Origin of the sequence: Diaphorobacter sp. (assembly GCF_050251835.1) — a bacterium.
GTDB lineage: Bacteria > Pseudomonadota > Gammaproteobacteria > Burkholderiales > Burkholderiaceae_C > JBFXIE01.
Genome location: NZ_JBFWLZ010000002.1, coordinates 24,457 through 40,825, shown reverse-complemented (window position 1 = coordinate 40,825; position 16,369 = coordinate 24,457). Strand labels below are relative to the sequence as shown.

Below are 16,369 nucleotides of genomic sequence, written 5' to 3'. Positions count from 1 at the left end.
GCGCTGGATCTGTCGTATCGCCATGTCTGGGGCGCGCTCAAGCGCTGGGAAGAGCAGCTGGGCAGCGAGCTCATCATCTGGGGCAAGGGACAGTCCGCGCAGCTCAGTGAATTTGGCACCAAGCTGCTGTGGGCCGAGCGCCAGGCACAGGCGCGGCTGGCACCGCAGATCGAAGCCCTGCGCGCCGACCTGGAGCGCGCGTTTGCCGTGGCGTTCGACGAACACGCCCATGTGCTCACGCTGTACGCGAGCCACGACGATGCGCTGTCGGTGCTGCGCGCCTTCGCCACCGCGCCCGCGCATGCAGGCCAGGGCGGCGCGCTGCACCTGGACATCCGCTTCACGGGAAGCGTGGATGCGATCCGCGCGCTCAACGAAGGGCGCTGCACCATCGCCGGTTTTCACACGCTGGAAGAACCCGCCCGGGATTCGCTGGCCGCGCAGACCTACCGCCCGCTGCTGCAGCCGGGCCTGCACAAGGTGATTGGCTTTGCGCGGCGCACGCAGGGCCTGATCGTGGCGCGCGGCAATCCGCTGGGTCTCACATCGCTGGCCGACGTGGCGCGCACGGGCGCGCGCTTTGTCAACCGGCCGCTAGGCACGGGCACGCGCGTGCTGCTGACCGACCTGCTCGCACAGGCGGGGCTGGAGAGCGGCGACATCGACGGCTACGACCGTGACGAGCCCTCGCACGCCGCGCTGGCGCAGGCCATCGCGGCCGGCAGTGCCGACGTGGGCATGGGCATTGAGCTGGCGGCGCGCGCGCGCGGGCTGGACTTCGTGCCGCTGGTGCACGAGCGATACCACCTGGCCTGCCTCAAGTCCAGTCTGGAGCAGCCAGCCACGCGGGCGCTGCGCGAGCTGTTGCAGACCCCCGCGTGGCAACGGCGCATGGCCGCCATGCCGGGATATGCGCCCATGCACTGCGGCGAGGTGCTGGCCATGAGCCGTGTGCTGCCGTGGTGGAACTTTGCACGCCGCAGGGCTGCGGCCACGCCCGCGCGTTGAGGGTGGCCTGCAGGCGCGGTGCCGGGCTGCAGCGGCGTTTTGAATCAGACGTTGATCGCCATGGCCGAGCCCGCCTGGCGGCGCAGCTCGAACTTCTGGATCTTGCCGGTGCTGGTCTTGGGCAGTTCGCCAAACACCACGGCGCGCGGCACCTTGAAGCCGGCCAGGTGCTTCTTGCAATGCGCCACGATGTCCTCGGGCATGGTGGTGGCGCCAGCCTTCAGCTCGACAAAGGCGCAGGGCGTCTCGCCCCATTTCTCGTCGGGCTTGGCCACTACGGCGGCGGCAACCACGTCGGGGTGGCGATACAGCACGTCTTCGACCTCGATGGACGAGATGTTCTCGCCGCCCGAGATGATGATGTCCTTGCTGCGATCCTTGATCTTGATGTAGCCGTCGGGGTACTGCACCGCCAGATCGCCGCTGTGGAACCAGCCACCGCGGAAGGCCTCGTCGGTGGCCTTGGGGTTCTTCAGGTAGCCCTTCATGGCGATGTTGCCGCGGAACATGATCTCGCCCATGGTCTCGCCGTCGTGCGGCACGGGCTCCAGGGTGTCGGGGTTGAGCACCATGGCCGCGCGCTGCAGGTGGTAGCGCACACCCTGGCGGGCGTTGAGGCGGGCGCGCTCGCCGATGTCCAGCGCGTCCCAGGCCTCGTGCTTGGCACACACGGTGGCCGGGCCATAGACCTCGGTCAGGCCATAGACGTGGGTCAGGTCAAAGCCCAGCTTTTCCATGCCTTCAATCATCGACGCAGGCGGCGCAGCGCCCGCCACCATGGCCTTCACGCCCGCGGGCACGCCTTCTTTCAGGGCCGCGGGGGCATTGACCAGCAGGCCGTGCACGATGGGCGCGCTGCAGTAATGCGTGACGCCGTGGTTGCGAATGGCGTCAAAAATCGCCTGCGCTTCCACGCGGCGCAGGCACACGTTGACGCCGGCGCGCGCCGCCACCGTCCATGGAAAGCACCAGCCGTTGCAGTGGAACATGGGCAGCGTCCACAGATAGACGGCATGCTTGGGCATGTCCCACTCCAGCACGTTGCTGACGGCGTTGAGCGCAGCGCCGCGGTGGTGATAGACCACGCCCTTGGGGTTGCCTGTGGTGCCCGATGTGTAGTTGAGGGCGATGGCGTCCCACTCGTCGGCGGGCAGTTCCCAGGCAAACTGCGGGTCGCCGGTGGCCAGAAATTCTTCGTAGGTCTGCGCGCCCAGGCGCTGCGCGGCCGGGCCGTACAGGGGGTCTTCCACGTCGATGAGCAAGATGGGGGCCTGCGACTTGCGCAGCGCGAGCGCCTTGGCCATCGCCGGTGCGAACTCGGGGTCCACGATCACGGCCTTGGCCTCGCCGTGATCCAGCATGAAGGCAATGGTCTCTGGATCCAGCCGGGTGTTCAGGGTGTTGAGCACGGCGCCCGCCATGGGCACGCCAAAGTGCGCCTCCACCATCGGCGGGGTGTTGGGCAGCATGACGGCCACGGTGTCGTTCTTGGCTATGCCCGCGCGCTGCAAGGCGCTGGCCAGGCAGCGGCAGCGCTCGTAGGTCTGCCCCCAGGTCTGGCGCAGATCGCCGTGCACGATAGCCAGGCGATCGGGATACACCTGGGCCGTGCGCTCGATGAAGGACAGCGGCGACAGCGGCGCGTGGTTGGCTTCGTTACGGGGCAGATTCTGGTCATACATGCTGGTCACGACGGGCTCCTTGCAGGTGTTGGGTTCGATCGATGCAAAACCTGTTCATTACAACAAAGTCAGCTGACGGGTAGCTGATGGAAAATACCCCTCGTGTCCATCCCCCAGTCGTTCATCCAGGAGTTGCTCGCGCGCGTTGACGTAGTCGATGTGGTCGGCCGCTATGTGCAGCTCAAGAAAAGCGGCGCCAACTTCATGGGGCTGTGCCCCTTTCACGGGGAAAAATCGCCCTCGTTCAGCGTCAGCCCCTCCAAGCAATTCTTTCACTGCTTTGGCTGCGGCAAGAACGGCAACGCCATCGGTTTTCTGATGGACCATGCCGGCATGGGCTTTGTCGAGGCAGTCCAGGACCTGGCCCAGCAAGCCGGCCTGCAGGTGCCGCAGGACGATGTGTCACCGCAAGAGCGCGAGCGCGCCGCCGCACAGCGCCAAAAGCAGGCCACGCTGACCGAGGTGCTGGATAAAGCCGGCGAAGCCTGGCGCGGCCACCTGCGCCATTCGCCGCGTGCCATCCAGTACCTCAAGGGCCGGGGCGTGTCGGGGCAGGTGGCCAAGCGCTACGGCCTGGGCTATGCGCCTGAGGGGTGGCGGGGCCTGGCTAGCGTGTTCCCCGAGTACGACAGCCCGCTGCTGGAAGAAAGCGGCCTGGTGATCGTGAACCAAGAGGATGGCAAGCGTTACGACCGCTTCCGCGACCGCGTGATGTTCCCGATCCGCAACGTCAAGGGCGAGTGCATAGGCTACGGCGGGCGCGTGCTGGGCGATGACAAGCCCAAATACCTCAACTCGCCGGAAACACCGGTCTTTCACAAGGGCCGCGAGCTGTACGGATTGTTCGAGGCCCGCAATGCCATCCGAGAGCAGGGCTACGCCCTGGTCACCGAAGGCTACATGGACGTGGTGGCGCTCGCGCAGCTGGGCTTTCCGAATGCCGTGGCCACGCTGGGCACGGCGTGCACGCCCGAGCACGTGCACAAACTGTTTCGCTTCACCGACCAGGTGGTGTTCAGCTTTGACGGCGACGCCGCCGGCAGGCGCGCGGCGCGCAAGGCGCTCGAAGGCGCCCTGCCCTACGCCAGTGACACCCGCAGCGTGAAGTTTCTGTTTCTGCCCGCCGATCACGACCCCGACAGCTTCATCCGCGCCTACGGGCCTGATGCCTTCGCGCGCCATGTGGGCGACGCCATGCCGCTGTCGCGCTTTGTGCTGGAGGCCGCGCGCGAAGGCTGCGACCTGGGCACCGCCGAGGGCCGCGCCCACATGCTGAGCAACGCCCGCCCGCTGTGGGCCGCGCTGCCCGACGGCGCCCTCAAGCGCCAGTTGCTGGCCGAGCTGGGCGACCTGGGCCAGCTGCCGCCCAAGGAGCTGGCCGAGCTATGGGCCCAAGAGGGCGCACGCCACGGCGCCGTGGCCGGCACCACACCGGCGCACGACGGGTCACCATTTGGCAACGAACCTGCCTGGAGCCAGGAACCACCGGACATGTGGCATGGCGGCCCCGCCAGCGGCGATCCCATGCGCCGCCCCTGGCGCAAGACCGGCGAATGGAAGAACGGACGCTGGCGCCGCGACGATCGCCCCGCGCAACCGCCCCTGCCGCGCACGCCGCTGGCGGGGCGCGCCGACCACGCCGCGCGCCTGCTGCTGTCGCACATGCAGTTTCTGGAAGACCTCTCGCACGAGGACCACACCACCCTGTGCGACCAGCCCGCACCGCACGGCCCGTTGTTTTTGTGGCTGGAAGGCCAGCTGCACGAGCACGGCCCCCGATCCTGGGCCGTGCTGCGCGAGGCGCTGGCCGGCCACGGCTGCCAGGCCCTGGCCGAGCGCGTGATGACGGGCTCGCACGCCCAGACCGAGGGCGACGAGACCGAGCTGCGCGCCGAACTGCGCGGCCTGCTGGACCGCATGCTGATCGACGCCATCAAACAGCAGCAAAGCGCCCTGATCGCGGCAGCCGCCAACGACCCGGCTGCCCTGGAACGCTACCGCCTGTTACAAGAACGGCGCCGCGCCCTGGAAAAAGGGCTTTCCCACGGGGCTTGACAAAGGGTATTGACAAAGGCTCTTGAATTTTGCTGCGCCGGTATAATGTAGGGCTTGTCGGCAAGAGCGACAGCAGCACCTCCGGATCAGGCAACCGTGACAAACGCGCACAACCGCCCTCCCCCACCGCAAGGACTGCACACCAAATGTTCGCCCAGACATCTTGCCCCGGAGGGCCCGCCCCTCAAAGCGCGAAGGCCCGTCCTTCGCTGTGCCTGTCCGCGCCGAAGCCCTTGGCGCTTGTGTTTTCTTTGTGTGTCCGTTTTTGACCCTGAGGTTGTCCATGCCTGTTCAAAAGTCCGCGAAGTCGCCCAAGCCTGCCTCTGGCACCGCTGCGAAGGCCGCCTCCAAAGCCGCAACCCCTGTGAAAACCGCCGCCACGGCGCCGATGAAAGCTGCCCCCGCTGGCGCCGCTGCCACCGAGCCCCAGGCCGCGACGAAAGTCGAAACTGTGACTACGCCGAAAACTGCCGCCGAACTGAAAAAAGCCGCCGATGAACTTCTGAAGAAAAAGCCCGTGCGCGCGCCCAAGGCCGCCGCTGCGGTTGCCCCGGCCGCCGAAGGGGCCGAAGATGCGCCCAAGAAGAAGGCTGGCCGCCCCGCCAAGGCTGCGTCCGCCGCAGCACCCGCATCCGCCGGCGCCGCTGCCAAGGCTCCCGCCAAGCGCGGGCGCAAACCCAAGGCCAAGGAAGAAAGCCTGGAAGACGACGCCGACCTGTCGGACATCGAAGCCGACCTGGAGGGCGACACCGAAGCTGAGGTCGCCGAAACCGCCGAAGCCGCACCGGCTGAGAAAGCCAAACCCCTGCGCATGAAGATCAGCAAGGCCAAAGAACGCGCCTTGATGAAGGAATTCGGCCTGGACGAGACCGTCCTTTCCGAAGAAGACATGGCCAAGCGCCGCTCCCAGCTCAAGAAGCTGATCACGCTGGGCAAGACCCGCGGCTTTCTGACGCAGGTGGAAATCTCCGACCACCTGCCCGACAAGCTGGTGGACGCCGAAACTATGGAAGTCGTGGTCACCATGCTCAATGACATGGGCGTGGCGGTTTACGAGCAGACACCCGACGCGGAAACCCTGTTCCAGAACAACGTGACGCCCACGGCCACCACCGTGGAAGAAGCCGAAGAGGAAGCCGAAGCCGCCCTGTCCACCGTGGACTCGGAATTCGGCCGCACCACCGACCCCGTGCGCATGTACATGCGCGAAATGGGCACGGTGGAGCTGCTCACGCGCGAGGGCGAGATCGAGATCGCCAAGCGCATCGAAGGCGGCCTGATGGACATGATGGAGGCGATCAGCGCCTCGCCCGCCACCATCGCCGAGATCCTCAACATGGGCGAGGAAATCCGCGAAGGCAAGGTCGTCATATCCACCGTGGTGGATGGTTTTTCCAACCCCAACGAGGCCGACGACTATGTGGCCGAGGAAGACTTTGACGAGTTCGACGAAGCCGACGATGACGACGGCAAGGGCGGCTCCAAGGCACTGACCAAGAAACTCGAAGAGCTCAAGAACGAGGCCCTGCGCCGCTTTGACACGCTGCGCGCGCTCTTCGAAAAGATGCACAAGATCTACGACAAGGAAGGCTACGGCGGCCCTGCGTACGCCAAGGTGCAGCAAGAAATCTCTGCCGAGCTGATGACCATCCGCTTCACGGCCAAGACCATCGAAAAGCTGTGCGACACGGTGCGCGCCCAGGTGGACGACGTGCGCAAGAAAGAGCGCGAGCTGCGCCGCATCATCGTGGACAAGTGCGGCATGCCACAGGAGCTGTTCATCAAGGAGTTTCCGGCCAACCTGCTCAACCTGCAATGGGTCGAAAAGCAGGCCGCCGCCGGCAAGCCCTGGTCAGCCGTCATGGCGCGCAACATCCCGCCCGTCCAGGAACTGCAGCAAAAGCTGACCGACCTGCAATCGCGCGTGGTTGTGCCACTGTCCGAGCTTAAAGCGATCAACAAGCGCATGAACGCGGGCGAAGCCAGCTCGCGCGACGCCAAGAAGGAGATGATCGAGGCCAACCTGCGCCTGGTGATCTCGATTGCGAAAAAGTACACCAACCGCGGCCTGCAGTTCCTGGACCTGATCCAGGAAGGCAACATCGGCCTGATGAAGGCGGTGGACAAGTTCGAATACCGCCGCGGCTACAAGTTCTCGACCTACGCGACGTGGTGGATCCGCCAGGCCATCACCAGGAGCATTGCCGACCAGGCGCGCACCATCCGCATCCCGGTGCACATGATCGAGACCATCAACAAGATGAACCGCATCAGCCGCCAGCACCTGCAGGAGTTTGGCTTCGAGCCCGATGCGTCCATCCTGGCTGCCAAGATGGAGATCCCCGAGGACAAGATCCGAAAGATCATGAAGATCGCCAAGGAGCCGATCTCGATGGAAACCCCCATCGGCGACGACGACGACAGCCACCTGGGCGACTTCATCGAGGACAGCAACAACACCGCGCCCATCGACGCCGCCATGCAGGCGGGTCTGCGCGATGTGGTCAAGGACATCCTGGACGGCCTGACACCGCGCGAAGCCAAGGTGCTGCGCATGCGCTTCGGCATCGAAATGTCCACCGACCACACGCTGGAAGAAGTGGGCAAGCAGTTCGACGTGACGCGCGAGCGCATCCGCCAGATCGAGGCCAAGGCCCTTCGCAAGCTCAAGCACCCCAGCCGCAGCGACAAGCTGCGCAGCTTCATCGACTCGCTGTAAACCCGGGCACGCGGCCCACTGCGGTCAACCCGCCCCTGGCATGTTCAAGGGCGGGTTTTTTCATGCGTGTTCCTCAGCATTCCGCAGGGCACGCAGTTTCAGTTTCGGGCCGCGCCGTCGCAGTCGGTGTGCGCCGTGGCCGTCACCATGCCGCCCTGGCCGGGCGAGGCCGAAGCCGTGCCCGCCTCTGGCCCCTGGGTGCCCAGCGATGCGCGGTGATTTAAGCCGTTTTGGCCTCTAGCCCTTACGGCGTAAGCGCCTCCAGCTATTATTTTTAACCTATCCCGGCCGCGCGGTGCTTGCCGCGCAGACACCCAAAAAAGGGCCCTGCATGTCAGTCACCGATCCACCGCCAGTGCTTGCCTCCAACGCCACCCGCCCGCACTTTGCCGTGATGGGCGCGGGCGCGGTGGGTTGCTACTTTGGCGCGCTGCTGGCGCGTGCGGGGCATACGGTCACGCTCATCGGGCGCTCTGACCATGTGCAGGCCATCCGGGCCTACGGCCTGCGGCTGCAGACCGCCACGCACGACAGTCAGGTGCGGCTGCAGGCGAGCACCGAGGCACAAGCCGTAGCGGGCGCCGACGTGGTGCTGCTGTGCGTGAAGTCCACCGACACCGAGACCGCTGCCTTGCAGATACGGCCGCACCTGGCGCCAGGCGCGCTGGTGCTCACCCTGCAAAACGGCGTGGACAACGACGAGCGCACCCGCGCCGTGCTGGGTCCTGCGCATCCCGTTGCGGCAGCCGTGGTGTATGTGGCTACGGCCATGGCGGGGCCGGGCCATGTGCGGCACTTTGGGCGCGGCGAGCTGGTGATCGGCCCTTCGCCGGCCAGCGCGCGCGTGGCGCATGCGCTGTGCGCTGCGGGCATCACCACCGAGGTGTCAGACAACGTGCGCGGCGCGCTCTGGGCCAAGCTGGTCATCAACTGCGCCTACAACGCGCTATCGGCCATCGTGCAGCAGCCTTATGGCTGGCTGGTGCGGCACAGCGGCACCACTGAGGTGATTGACGACCTGGTGGCCGAATGCCTGGCGGTGGCGCATGCAGACGGCGTGCACATCCCCGGCGACATCCACGCTGCCGTGCGCGGCATTGCGCAAACCATGCCGGAGCAGCGCTCGTCCACCGCGCAAGACCTGGCGCGGGGCAAGCCCAGCGAGATTGGCCACCTGAATGGCTATGTGGTGCAGCGCGGCGCGGCCCTGGGCGTGGCCACGCCGGTCAACCGCGCGCTGCTGGTGCTGGTGCAGATGGCCGAGGCCAGCGGCCTGCATGGCCCACGCACTCCCTGAGAGGCTGAGAGTTTTTTGCCCATGCCCGCCTTGCACGCCAAAATGCCCCTGCTCATCGTTGTAAATGCTCGCCATGGCCCGGGCTATGGCTGTGCTTTACGCCTCGACCAGGAACGTTTTGACGCGCCTTTCGGGCACGGGCAAAAAACTCTCAGCCTCTGAGCGGTGCAGCATCCAGACAACCCCAAGGTGCAACATGGCAAACATGAACTGGCTTGAACTGAAAGTGCCTCCCCCCGTGGTGGCCGCGCTTGCCGGCGCGGCGATGTGGCTGGCGGCCCCGGCCGACGGCGCAGGCAGCCCGGCCGGCGACTGGCGCACCGCCATGGCCGTGGCGCTTGCCTTGCCGGGCATGGCGTTGGAGGTGGCGGGCCTTTACGCCTTTCGCCGCGCGCACACTACCGTCAACCCCCTGCGCCCCGCCGGCACCTCTGCACTGGTGACGGGCGGCGTGTACCGCATCACCCGCAACCCGATGTACCTGGGCCTTGCCGTCATGCTGCTGGCGTGGGCCATGTACCTGGGCGCGCCGCTGGCCCTGGCAGGTGTGGCGGCGTTCATGGGTTACATCACACGCTGGCAGATCCTTCCCGAGGAGCGGGCGCTGGCTCGCAAGTTCGGCACTGAATTTGCCGCCTACGCCGGCAAGGTGCGCCGCTGGCTGTAGGCATCCGCTCAATGCGCCCAGGCCGGCGGAACAGCGCCAGGGCGCCGGGGCACTGGCGCATCAGGTACGCCGATCGCCCCGGCCGTCGGCACCGAATTCAGGCCACGGCCTTTGAAGCATGCAGCGCGGCAGCCTGCTCGGCCGTGTAGCCCAGACCCGCAAGCAGTTCGTGCGTGTGCTGGCCCAGCCGCGGCGGGTTCAGGCGCACGCCCGGGCGCTGGCCGTCCAGGCGCAGCGGCAGCAATGTGGTGCGTGCCGTGGCGCCTGCGCGCTCGCCATCAGGCAAGGTGATGTCGGCCAGGCCGCCGGTGGCATTGAGGTGCGGATCGTCAAACAACTGCTCGGGCCGCATGATGGGTGCAAACGGCAGACCGTGGCGCTCGAAAACCGCTGCCAGCGCATCGGCCGTGTGCGCCGCCAGGCGCTGGCGCAGCTCTGGGACAAGCGTGGCGCGTGCGCGCACGCGGTCGTTGTTGGTCGCGTAGCGCGGGTCGGCCTTCAGATCGGCATAGCCCATGGCGTCGCAAAAAGTTTGCCACTGCGCGTCGCTCACCGCGGCCAGAAAAATCTGCCCACCGTCCTTGACGCTGAACACGTCATAGACCGCCCACGACGAGATGCGCTCGGGCATGGGCGCGGCGGCCTGACCGGTCACCGCGTACTGCATCATGTGCTGGCCAACCAGGAACACGTTGTTCTCAAAAAGGGCCGAATCCACCTCTTGCCCTCGCCCTGTCTGCTGGCGCTGCATTAGCGCGGCCATGGCGCCGATGGCGCCGAACATGCCGCCCATGATGTCGTTCACGCTGGCGCCAGCGCGCAGCGGGTCGCCCGGTCGGCCCGTCATGTAGGCCAGGCCGCCCATCATCTGCACCACCTCATCCAAAGCGGTGCGGTGCTCGTAGGGGCCGGGCAAAAAGCCGGTGTGGTTCACGTAGATCAGCCGCTCGTTCAGGCGCGACAGGGCTGCGTAGTCCAGGCCGTACTTCGCCATCACGCCAGGTTTGAAGTTCTGCGCCACCACGTCGGCAGATGAGGCCAGGCGGATCGCCACCTCCAGCCCCTCGGGGCTGCGCAGGTCAATCGCAATGCTTTTCTTGTTGCGGTTGAACATCGGAAAGAAGCCCGCACCCGCGCCCAGCAGGTGGCGCGTGCGGTCGCCCTGCACGGGCTCGACCTTGATCACCTCGGCCCCCAGATCGGCCAGCACCATGCCGCAGGTGGGGCCCATGACCATGTGGGTGAACTCCACCACGCGCAGGCCTTGCAACGGCAGACCGGGGGAAAGGGATGTGTTGGGATTCATGAGGTTTACAAATCAAGAGACTCGAAAAACTGAGGGCAGCAGGGCCGCCCATGTTGCCACGCCGCGCGCGACCAGAAAATATGCGCCGCCCTCGCTGAATGTCACCGCCGGGCACGGGCCGCGCGATGCGCACGATGCGGACCGTTTTTGCACGCCCGCGCATATCAGCCGGACGCCAAGAGCTACCAAACTTGTAGCAGGCGCATTTCCACGCTATATTGCTATCGTTTTTTGCATCCACTGTCGCTCCGCGTCTGCGGTGTGGCGCCCATTACCCTAATGCGCAAGGAGAAGCGTTCATGAGCTCCAAAGAAAACGCCGCCGTCAATCAGCTGTTCGAGAAACTCGAGTGCCGCTATGCGTTGCGCGTGCTGTGGGCCCTGCGCGACGGCCATCCGCAGACCTTCCGCCTGCTGCAAGACAGCGTAGGCGGCATCACGCCCAACACGCTCAACACCCGCATCAAAGAGTTGCGCGAAGCCGGCCTGCTCGATCACGGCAGCGAGGGCTACACCGTCACCCCCGTGGGCCAGGATCTGCTCAAGCGTCTGTCCGACGTGCAGGCTTTTGCCACACGCTGGGCCGCAGCGCGCGCCAAGGCGTAAGGGGTTGGGGCGCAAGTCGCGTCCGTCCAGCCCTATATGGGTTTTAGTCTTTTTAGGCTCTAGCGCTTGCGGAACAAGCGCTGGCAGCTATTGTTTTTGAAGCAAATCAAGGAACCACCATGGCATTCACCACCACCGCATCCGGCCTGCAGTACGAAGACACCGTCGTGGGAACGGGCGCGCAAGCCACCCGCGGCCAGTCTGTGCGCGTGCACTACACGGGCTGGCTCTACAGCGATGGTCAGCAAGGCGCCAAGTTCGATTCCAGCCGCGACCGTGGCGACCCGTTTGAGTTTCCCCTGGGTGCGGGCATGGTCATCAAGGGCTGGGACGAGGGCGTGCAGGGCATGCAGATCGGCGGCCAGCGCACGCTGATCATCCCCGCGGCACTGGGCTATGGCGCGCGCGGCGCAGGCGGCGTGATTCCGCCCAACGCCACGCTCAAGTTTGACGTGGAGTTGCTGGCCGTGGGCGTCTGAGCGCCTGGCAGGCAGGTGCGCCAGCGGCGCACCATGACTTGGCCGTCAAAACAAAAAGGAGCGTCACATGCACGCTCCTTTTTTTATGAATGCTGCCGTTTGCGGTCAAACGGGCATGCCCACCAGGTCATGCCCCTGCGTGCCCACGATGCGCGCTTTGATGAAGTCGCCCACCTTGTAGGTTTTGCTGATCTTCTCGGGTGGCAGCAGGTGAACCAGACCGTCGATCTCGGGCGCATCGGCCCAGCTGCGGCCCACGCCGCCCTTTTTGCCCATGGCCACGGCCTTGTCCACCAGCACCTGCAAGGTCTGGCCCACGCGGCGCTGCAGGCGGGCGGTGGACACCTCTTCGGCCACGGCCATGAAGCGCGCACGGCGCTCCTCGCGCAATTGCTGGGGCAGCATGCCCGGCAGGTCGTTGGCGGCGGCGCCATCGACGTTGCTGTAGGCAAAGCAGCCCGCACGGTCGATCTGCGCCTCGCGCACAAACTGCAGCAGGTGCTCGAACTCTTCCTCGGTCTCGCCCGGAAAGCCCGCGATGAAGGTGCTGCGGATCACGATCTCGGGGCACATCTCGCGCCAGCGCTGAATGCGCTCGAGATTTTTCTCCCCGCTGGCAGGGCGCTTCATGCGCTTCAATACATCGGGGTGGCTGTGCTGCAGCGGCACGTCCAGGTAGGGCAGTACCAGCCCCTGCGCCATCAGCGGAATGATGTCGTCCACGCTGGGGTACGGATAGACGTAATGCAGGCGCACCCAGGCACCGTGGGGTTTGGCCAGCTCGCCCAGGGCCTGCACCAGCTCCTGCAGGCGCGTGCGCACCGGCTTGCCGTCCCAGAAGCCCGTGCGGTACTTCACGTCCACGCCGTAGGCCGATGTGTCCTGGCTGACGACCAGCAGCTCTTTCACGCCGCCCTCGAACAAGGCCCTGGCTTCCTTGAGCACGTCGCCAATCGGACGCGAGACCAGATCCCCGCGCATCGAAGGAATGATGCAGAAGGTACAGCGGTGGTTGCAGCCCTCGCTGATCTTCAAATAGGCGTAGTGGCGCGGCGTGAGCTTGATGCCCGCCTCGCCAAACGCGCCGGGCACCAGGTCCAGAAACGGGTCGTGCGGCCTGGGCAGGTGCTGGTGCACATGCTCCAGCACCTCTTGCGCAGCATGCGGGCCGGTGACGGCCAGCACATTGGGGTGCACGCCCTTGATGAGGTTGCCGCCGCCATCGTCGGCGCGCGCACCCAGACAGCCGGTGACGATCACCTTGCCGTTGTCGGCCAGGGCTTCGCCGATGGTGTCCAGGCTCTCGCGCACGGCATCGTCGATGAAGCCGCAGGTGTTGACGATGACCAGGTCAGCGCCCTGGAAGGTCTTGGAAGTTTCGTAGCCCTCGGCAGACAGCTGCGTGAGGATGAGTTCGGAATCCGTCAGGTTCTTGGGACAACCCAGGCTGACAAAGCCGATTTTGGGATTTTTTGCAGGGGAAAGTGCTTCGCTCATCTGCACATTGTCCCAGTTTGACCGAAACCAGCTTGTGCGTCAGCGTTTCTTGATGCCAAACGCGCCCAGCATCTGCTCGGTCTGCTTTTGCATCTGCTCTTGCATTTGCACGAACATGTTCTGCGATTGCTCGACGTAATTGCCCATCAGGGCCTTCATCATCGGCGACTGCAAATTCATGAACTGCGACCACATCTCGGGGGTGAGGCCCTGGGACTGCTCGGCCAGCTTGGCCTGAATCTCGGTGAACATCTGCACGTTCTTTTCAAGGTAGGCGCCCATGAACCCTTGCATCGCGTGGCCATAGAAGCGAATGATGTTGGCCAGCGCCGCCTCGCTGAACATGGGCGCGCCGCCCGCCTCTTCTTCCAAAATGACCTGCAGCAAAATGCTGCGCGTCAGGTCGTCCCCGTTCTTGGCATCACGCACGGTGACAGTCTCTCCATCCATCACTAGCTGCTTGACTTCGGACAGCGTGACATAGGCAGAGGTGGAGGTGTCGTACAGGCGACGATTGGGGTATTTTTTTATCACCCGTTGCGTGGGCTTGATCTCGGGCTCGGGGGTCTTGTCTGGCACAAAGGCTCCTTGGATACACAGCGCGTCATGGCTGTACTGCAGTGCAACAGATTCTAGGCACAGCCTTTGTTGCATTCTGCAGCAGTAACCCTGAGAGCATCCCGAACCGCCTTGCCGCTCGCCCAAACCGCCCTGGCCGCACTGATTGAGCGCCGCCCGACGCGGGCATCAGTCCGGCCAACAACCACGCGGCATGGTGCAGGCCGCAGAAAAGTTGGAGCCGCCGCTGCGCGCGCCCTGGTCGGCACGCACCTGCACATCAGCATCACGGACACCGAACAGTGCCCGAAGACGTTGCAACAAAGAATGAAACAGCGAATAAGTCATGACGTTGCCCTCCGACAAAAACCATATATACAGTTTATATCGTTTTCATGACAACCGTGAAATACGGACATTCCCCCATTGCCCGGGCCACGCGGGCCGGTCGGCCGGAACCGGTCGCGGTCCAGCGTGCGTAGCGGCCGGCCGCGCCCCTGCGCTCCCGAAGGCGCCGGGCTAAACCCGCAACACGCCAGCTGCGCGCAACAGGCGCGCCGTTTCATACATCGGCAGCCCCATGATGCCGCTGTAGCTGCCCGCAATGTGCTCTACGTAGGCAGCCGCACGCCCCTGAATGGCATACGCGCCTGCCTTGCCCAGCGGTTCGCCAGTGGCCACATAGTCTTCAATCTGCGCAGCCGACATGGGCGCAAAGCGCACGCGCGACACCGATACCGCCGTGAGCCGTCGGGCGCCCACCTGCAGCGCCACAGCGGTCAGAACGCGATGGGTCTGGCCCGCCAGTTCAGCCAGCATGCGTGCGGCATCGGTTGCGTCCTGGGGCTTGCCGTAGATGGTGCGGCCCAGGGCCACAGTGGTGTCCGAGCACAGGATGGGTGCGGGTGTCAGCCCACGTCGCGCATGGCGCGCCACGGCCGCATCCAGCTTGAGCCCTGTCACGCGCTCGACGTAGGCGGCAGGCGCCTCGCCGGGCAGCACGGCCTCGATGGCCTCGGCGTCCTCGGGTTCGTCGCCCTCTGCATTGGGCAGCAATGGCTGAAGGGGCACGCCCAACTGCTCCAGCAGCTGACGGCGGCGCGGGCTTTGAGAGGCCAGGTAGATGAAGCTGGTTTCTTGAGTCACATCGGCCTCCAGCGCCTTCAAATCATGCGTGAGCAGCTATCAAAACAGGAGTCTTCGGGCATTATTCCCGATGGTAGGGATGGCCGGCGTTGACCGACCAGGCCCGGTAGAGCTGCTCGATGAGCAGCACCCGCACCATGGCGTGCGGCAGGGTCAGGTCGGACAGGCGGATGCGCTCGTGCGCGGCCTGACGAAACGCCGGGTCCAGCCCGTCGGGGCCGCCGATGACCAGGGCCACGTCGTCGCCGCCAAGCTGCCAGTCTTTCAGCCGCTGGGCCAGTGCCTTGGTGGTGAGGCTGGTGCCGCGCTCGTCCAATACCACCACGCGGGTGCCGCGCGGGATGGCGGCTTCAATGCGCTCACGCTCGGCAGCGTAGATTGTCTCCAGCGTTTTGGAGCCGCGCGGCTCGGTCTTGACGGCCTTGAGCTCGACCTTCAGCTCTGGCGGAAAACGCTTGGCGTAATCGTCATACGCAGTGGCAGCCCAGTCGGGCACGCGCTGGCCCACGGCCACGATGAGCAGCTTCATGGGTCAGCGATCGCTTATGCCTTCTTGCGCGCGGGGGCCTTCTTAGCGGCAGGTTTGGCTGCCGTCTTGGCAGCGGGTTTTGCCGCGGCTTTGCGCGCCACCGGTTTGTTCACCACCACGGTCTTCACCGCGGTCTTGGCCACCGGCTTCTTCGCAGTTGCCGACTTGGCGGGGCCCGCCCTCTTCGTGGCGGGCTTGGCGGCGGCTTGTGCACCGGCTGCTGGCTTGGCGGCAGTTTTAGCTGTCGTTTTGGCAGCCGCTTTGGCGGTTGTGGTCTTACCTGCGGGTTTGGCGTCGGCAGACTTCACGGCAGACTTTGCAGCGGTCTTGGCCGGAGCTTTGGCGGTAGCCGTCTTGGCCGCAGCCTTCTTGGCTGTAGGCTTGCGCGCGGCGGCTTCGTCGCCGCCCTCCGAAGCCATGATCTTGCGCGGCTTGGCGGCGCCCAGCTTCAGGCGCACTGGCTTGTCGCCCCAGATTTCCTCCAGCCGGTAGTACTGGCGAATGGCGGGCTGCATCACATGCACCACGGCCTGGCCGCAGTCCACGATGATCCATTCGCCGTTTTCCTCGCCTTCGGTGCGGGGCTTGGCAAAACCGGCCTCACGCACCGCGTCGCGCACGCTGGCGGCCAGCGCCTTGGTTTGCCGGTTGGAGCTGCCGGTGGCGACGATGACGCGCTCGAACAGCGGCGACAGATGCTCGGTGTTGAAGACCTGGATGTCTTGCGCCTTGACGTCCTCCAGGCCATCCACGATGGCGCGCTGGAGCTTGGTAACGTCTTTTTTGGCGGCGGTTTCCGATGTGCTGGAAGTGGTCATCAG

At 65.5% G+C, this 16,369-nt stretch carries 16 protein-coding genes; 8 read left to right on the top strand and 8 right to left on the bottom strand.

The genetic code is table 11. From position 1 onward, the window contains the following. Window positions 1-1,008, top strand: a 1,008-nt coding sequence (locus tag AB7E35_RS01085; protein ID WP_428166906.1) for a substrate-binding domain-containing protein, incomplete at its 5' end; no start/stop codon positions are given. A 44-nt stretch (window positions 1,009-1,052) separates the two neighbouring features. Here AB7E35_RS01085 and AB7E35_RS01080 read toward each other — a convergent pair. Beyond that, window positions 1,053-2,699, bottom strand: a complete 1,647-nt coding sequence (locus tag AB7E35_RS01080; RefSeq protein ID WP_428162094.1) for an acyl-CoA synthetase — start codon at window positions 2,697-2,699, stop codon at window positions 1,053-1,055. Window positions 2,700-2,792: 93 nt separating this feature from the next. On the opposite strand from AB7E35_RS01080, the gene dnaG reads away from it, so the two are divergent. From dnaG to AB7E35_RS01055, 5 genes are all read left to right on the top strand, one after another. Further along, window positions 2,793-4,745: a DNA primase gene (dnaG, locus tag AB7E35_RS01075; protein WP_428166905.1), complete on the top strand. Its 1,953-nt coding sequence runs from the start codon at window positions 2,793-2,795 to the stop codon at window positions 4,743-4,745. Between the two features lie 283 nt (window positions 4,746-5,028). Next, a complete protein-coding gene (rpoD, locus tag AB7E35_RS01070; RefSeq protein ID WP_428162096.1) occupies window positions 5,029-7,464 on the top strand; it encodes an RNA polymerase sigma factor RpoD in 2,436 nt (811 codons plus the stop codon). A gap of 66 nt (window positions 7,465-7,530) precedes the next feature. Next, on the top strand, window positions 7,531-7,683 hold the full coding sequence (locus AB7E35_RS01065) for a hypothetical protein (protein ID WP_428162097.1): 153 nt from the start codon (window positions 7,531-7,533) through the stop codon (window positions 7,681-7,683). Between the two features lie 112 nt (window positions 7,684-7,795). Beyond that, window positions 7,796-8,761 (top strand): ketopantoate reductase family protein, encoded by a 966-nt coding sequence (locus AB7E35_RS01060; RefSeq protein WP_428162098.1) that lies wholly within the window; start codon window positions 7,796-7,798, stop codon window positions 8,759-8,761. A gap of 196 nt (window positions 8,762-8,957) precedes the next feature. Beyond that, entirely contained in the window at window positions 8,958-9,428 is a 471-nt protein-coding gene (locus AB7E35_RS01055) for a methyltransferase family protein (protein ID WP_428166904.1), read from the top strand. A 97-nt stretch (window positions 9,429-9,525) separates the two neighbouring features. Here AB7E35_RS01055 and AB7E35_RS01050 read toward each other — a convergent pair whose 3' ends face one another. Beyond that, window positions 9,526-10,734: a CaiB/BaiF CoA transferase family protein gene (locus tag AB7E35_RS01050; RefSeq protein WP_428162100.1), complete on the bottom strand. Its 1,209-nt coding sequence runs from the start codon at window positions 10,732-10,734 to the stop codon at window positions 9,526-9,528. A 299-nt stretch (window positions 10,735-11,033) separates the two neighbouring features. On the opposite strand from AB7E35_RS01050, the gene AB7E35_RS01045 reads away from it, so the two are divergent. After that, entirely contained in the window at window positions 11,034-11,339 is a 306-nt protein-coding gene (locus AB7E35_RS01045; RefSeq protein WP_428162101.1) for a winged helix-turn-helix transcriptional regulator, read from the top strand. 119 nt (window positions 11,340-11,458) lie between these two features. Further along, a complete protein-coding gene (locus AB7E35_RS01040; protein ID WP_428162102.1) occupies window positions 11,459-11,818 on the top strand; it encodes an FKBP-type peptidyl-prolyl cis-trans isomerase in 360 nt (119 codons plus the stop codon). 105 nt (window positions 11,819-11,923) lie between these two features. Here AB7E35_RS01040 and rimO read toward each other — a convergent pair whose 3' ends face one another. The 6 genes from rimO to rsfS form a co-directional block, all read right to left on the bottom strand. Beyond that, window positions 11,924-13,315: a 30S ribosomal protein S12 methylthiotransferase RimO gene (gene rimO, locus AB7E35_RS01035; protein ID WP_428162103.1), complete on the bottom strand. Its 1,392-nt coding sequence runs from the start codon at window positions 13,313-13,315 to the stop codon at window positions 11,924-11,926. A gap of 39 nt (window positions 13,316-13,354) precedes the next feature. Beyond that, entirely contained in the window at window positions 13,355-13,894 is a 540-nt protein-coding gene (gene phaR / locus AB7E35_RS01030; protein ID WP_428166903.1) for a polyhydroxyalkanoate synthesis repressor PhaR, read from the bottom strand. 168 nt (window positions 13,895-14,062) lie between these two features. Next, entirely contained in the window at window positions 14,063-14,221 is a 159-nt protein-coding gene (locus AB7E35_RS01025; protein ID WP_428162105.1) for a hypothetical protein, read from the bottom strand. 171 nt (window positions 14,222-14,392) lie between these two features. After that, a complete protein-coding gene (locus AB7E35_RS01020) occupies window positions 14,393-15,019 on the bottom strand; it encodes a Maf family protein (RefSeq protein ID WP_428162106.1) in 627 nt (208 codons plus the stop codon). Between the two features lie 61 nt (window positions 15,020-15,080). After that, window positions 15,081-15,548: a 23S rRNA (pseudouridine(1915)-N(3))-methyltransferase RlmH gene (gene rlmH, locus AB7E35_RS01015; RefSeq protein WP_428162107.1), complete on the bottom strand. Its 468-nt coding sequence runs from the start codon at window positions 15,546-15,548 to the stop codon at window positions 15,081-15,083. A gap of 14 nt (window positions 15,549-15,562) precedes the next feature. Continuing rightward, window positions 15,563-16,366, bottom strand: a complete 804-nt coding sequence (gene rsfS / locus AB7E35_RS01010) for a ribosome silencing factor (RefSeq protein ID WP_428162108.1) — start codon at window positions 16,364-16,366, stop codon at window positions 15,563-15,565. Between the last annotated feature and the right edge of the window lie 3 nt (window positions 16,367-16,369).